This window comes from Mesorhizobium sp. M2C.T.Ca.TU.002.02.1.1, from assembly GCF_003997225.1.
On sequence record NZ_RZTO01000681.1, the window covers coordinates 1 to 3,423 of the forward strand.

The 3,423-nt window shown below is 63.1% G+C and carries 2 protein-coding genes; both read right to left on the reverse strand.

Features of this window, described 5'->3' with window-relative positions; genetic code table 11:
• Positions 1–1,894: SpaA isopeptide-forming pilin-related protein (locus tag EOD07_RS27430; protein WP_206519571.1), on the reverse strand; the 1,894-nt coding region annotated here is incomplete at its 3' end.
• Between the two features lie 70 nt (positions 1,895–1,964).
• The gene (locus EOD07_RS27435) at positions 1,965–3,266 is read right to left on the reverse strand and encodes an HlyD family type I secretion periplasmic adaptor subunit (RefSeq protein WP_127237624.1); all 1,302 of its coding nucleotides are present in this window, start codon (positions 3,264–3,266) and stop codon (positions 1,965–1,967) included.
• Between the last annotated feature and the right edge of the window lie 157 nt (positions 3,267–3,423).

The following is a 3,423-nucleotide window of genomic DNA, read 5'->3' on the forward strand; positions in this document are numbered from 1 at the left end:
CGACCACACCGTCGCCATTGGTGTCGCCGTGCAGCGTAATCACCCAGCCAGCGAGCGGCGTGCGATCGCCCGTCGTCGAGGCGAGGCCGTCGGCATCTTCGTACTTGGTGCCCGAGATCGAGCCGAGTTCCGTGTTGACGAAGTCGTTGCCGCTGGTGTCGTGCTCGCCCGAGGTCAGCGTCACGGGAGACGAGCCGGAGACCTGGAACCAGCCGCTCTGCATGGTCTCGTCCGTGGTGTAGGCACCCGGCTTGAGGTTGTCGAACGTGTAGTTGCCGTTCGCATCCGTCGTCGCCGTCAAGGTGACATCGACCACACCGTCGCCATTGGTGTCGCCGTGCAGCGTAATCACCCAGCCAGCGAGCGGCGTGCGATCGCCCGTCGTCGAGGCGAGGCCGTCGGCATCTTCGTACTTGGTGCCCGAGATCGAGCCGAGCTGGAAATTTCCGAAGTCGTTGTTGTGGCTGGACTGGCCCGCCGCCAGCGTGACGGTGAACTCGCCCTGCGCATTGTTCGGCGCATCCTGCGACCATCCATCCTGCGGCACTTCGCGGATCGTGTAGGTGCCCGGCGTGACGGTGAATTTGTAATACCCGTTTGCGTCGGTGACCGCGAACGGCTCACCCGGATCCAGCGTGTTGTTGTTGTTGGCATCGAGATAGATCGTCCAGCCTGCGAGAGCCGGCTCCCCGGCCTCCCAAATGTGGTCGGCGTTCAGGTCGTTGAACTTGTGACCGTCGATCACCGTACCGATCTGGCGGTTCCATTCCTCGAAGCCGGACTCAGAGGTCCAGGTGCTCTGCGCCGATTCCGTAGGACCTTGATAGGTGCCGTCCTGGTAGCCCATCGCCGAATAGAGATAGATATAGGGCTTGCTCGGATCGAAGGAACTGACCGGAACCAGCAACGACATATCGGTGGTGTTGCCGCTGCCTGGCTGGAGGTTGCCATTCAGCCCGACGAATTTGTCGCCGCCGGCATCCATGTTGTATATCAGCGAAGCGTTGTCCCCTGCGGGGAACGCGCCGGTGCTCTGGTCCGGGGCTGCTCCGGGGTCGTAATTACTCAAATTCCCGACGCTGGCCTGCCAGATCTGTAGCGAATCCAGGGAAAGGTTCTGAGAAGTTGAAGTATTGGACTCGTTGATGTCAAGATCAAATCGATAGTAGCCGACACCGTTTATAAATTGAATAGGAATATCGGAGATGTTCACCGAGTGAACATACTGGCTGCCACCCTGGGTGGTATCATCGAGTACTTTAACATTGGCGTCGGTGTTATACCCCTGTTCCGACGTGTTGTTGCCTTGTTGCGAAATTCGGACGAAAGGATCGAGCAAACCCGTTCCCGCACCGGTTGCGACATCCGAGGAGGAAAAGATGGCGCCATTGATCGTTACGGTATTGGCAAAGGTCAGATCGTAGGTTGGCGGATTCAGCGGCGGCGGCGGCTTCGGCGCGTCGGTGAAGTTTGCCGTCGCCGAAGCGCCGGTCGCCTCATCAGTCGCGGTGAGCATGAATGCCTGGTTTGCCGCGTCGCCGTTGACGTACCACGACGTCTGGATCGAGCCGTTGACAACGCCGTCCAGATCGCCGGCGCCGCCGTCGGTGACGGTCCAGGGCGTCCCGGTGCCGGTAAGATCGTAGGTGAGTACATCGTCCGCAGTGCCGAGGACGCCGTCAGCGCCGGCGCCGAGATGGGCGACCTGGAAGGTGAACGTGCCGCCATCCGAGACATTGGTGGTCGTGATTCCGACCGTCTCGCCGGGAGCGTAATCCGCATCCGCCTGGTCAAGCGAGACTGCAAGCGGCGCGACGGGGTCGGTGCTTCCGGTTGTCGTGGGATCGGATGTCGCGAGCGGATCACCTGTCAGATTGTCCGTAATGTCGGCCATGACGTTTCCCCTTGAAGTTGAATCCGGTTACGTTCGTGTCTGCTGTTTCCATTTCCCCGCCGAGGCGGGCTCACTGTCTGAAGGCTCTGGTGATCTGGTCCTGCAACGGCTTCATGAGATAGGAGATCACCGAGCGGTCCTCGGTCTTGATGAAGGATTCCACCGGCATGCCGGGCACCAGCTTGACTTCGCCGAGGCGTGCGACCTGGGCGCCGGTCGTCCTGATGCGCACGGTGTAGTAGCTGACGCCGGTGCGCTGATCGGTGGCGATATCGGGCGAGGTCCGTTCAACCACGCCGTCGATCTGCGGCGTCGTGCGCGTGTTGAATGCGGAAAAGCGCAGCGAGGCCGACTGGCCGACCCACAGCTTGTCGATGTCGCTGGGCGCGATCCTGGCTTCCACGGCAAGGCTGTCATTGTCCGGCACGACCTGCATGATCGTCTGGCCGGGCGTGATCACGCCGCCGATCGTGTAGGCGAGCGACTGCTGCACGACGCCGTCCTGCGGCGCGCGGATATCGACCCGCTTCAACTGGTCCTCGGCGGCGACCTTGCGCTCCAGAAGCTCGCCCATTTTCCCGTCGATGTCGCGCAGGTCGCTGTTCACCTCGGTGCTGAGGTCGAGATCGATCTGGATGATCTGCAGCTTGATTTCCGCGATCTTTCCTTGGGCCTGCGCCTGGGCGGCAACGAGCTGGCCGCGTTCGCCGTCGAGGCGCGTGGCCTCGCGCTCGGTCTGCGTCAGGCGATCGATGGAGATGAGCTTCTTGGCCCAAAGCGCGCGCACCGAAGCGAGCTCCTTTTGCTCCAGCTCGATCTCCTTGCTCTTGGCATCCGCCTGTGCGACGTCGCCGGCGATCTCCTTCTCGAGCTGGGCAATACGCTCCCCGAGCTGGCTCTTCTGGCCGGCGCGGGAGGTGCGCCGGGTCTCGAAATGCTGCTTTTCGCCGGCTACCGCCTCGGCGACGTCGGGATCGGCGACACGGTCCAAAAGCTCGTTCGGGAAGATGATGGCGTCACTGCCGCGGCGCTCCGAATCGAGACGGGCCTTGCGCGCCGTGAGCTGGTCGAGCGCCCTGCTCACCACCGCGAGATTGGCGGCCGGAACGGTGCGGTCGAGGCGCAGCAAAAGGTCGCCGGCTTTCACCTTGTCGCCGTCACGGGCATCGATCTCGGCAATGACGCCGCCGGTCGCATGCTGCACGTTCTTGACGTGGGAATCGACGACGAGCGTGCCGGGGGCGATGACCGCGCCGGCAATCTCGGTGACCGAAGCCCAGCCGCCGACGCCACCGCCAAGCAGCAGCACGGCTCCGAGCCCAAGCCTCGTGTAGAAGCGGATCGACGCATGCGAGGCGCCCGACGCAGCCATGTCAGTTGCCTCCCTCGGTTCCGCTGGCCACGGCCTGCGGCGTGCCTTCCGCCGCTACCCTCAGCGTCGGATTGGCTGCCGGCACGGGCCGCAGCGTCGGGAACATCTTGGCGAAGACCTCGTCCTTCGGTCCGAAATCGTGGATGCGCCCCTGGTT

Excerpts from the sequence above, each read along its gene's own strand:
- EOD07_RS27435 (WP_127237624.1), bottom strand. The coding sequence starts at position 3,266 with ATGGCTGCGTCGGGCGCCTCGCATGCGTCGATCCGCTTCTACACGAGG.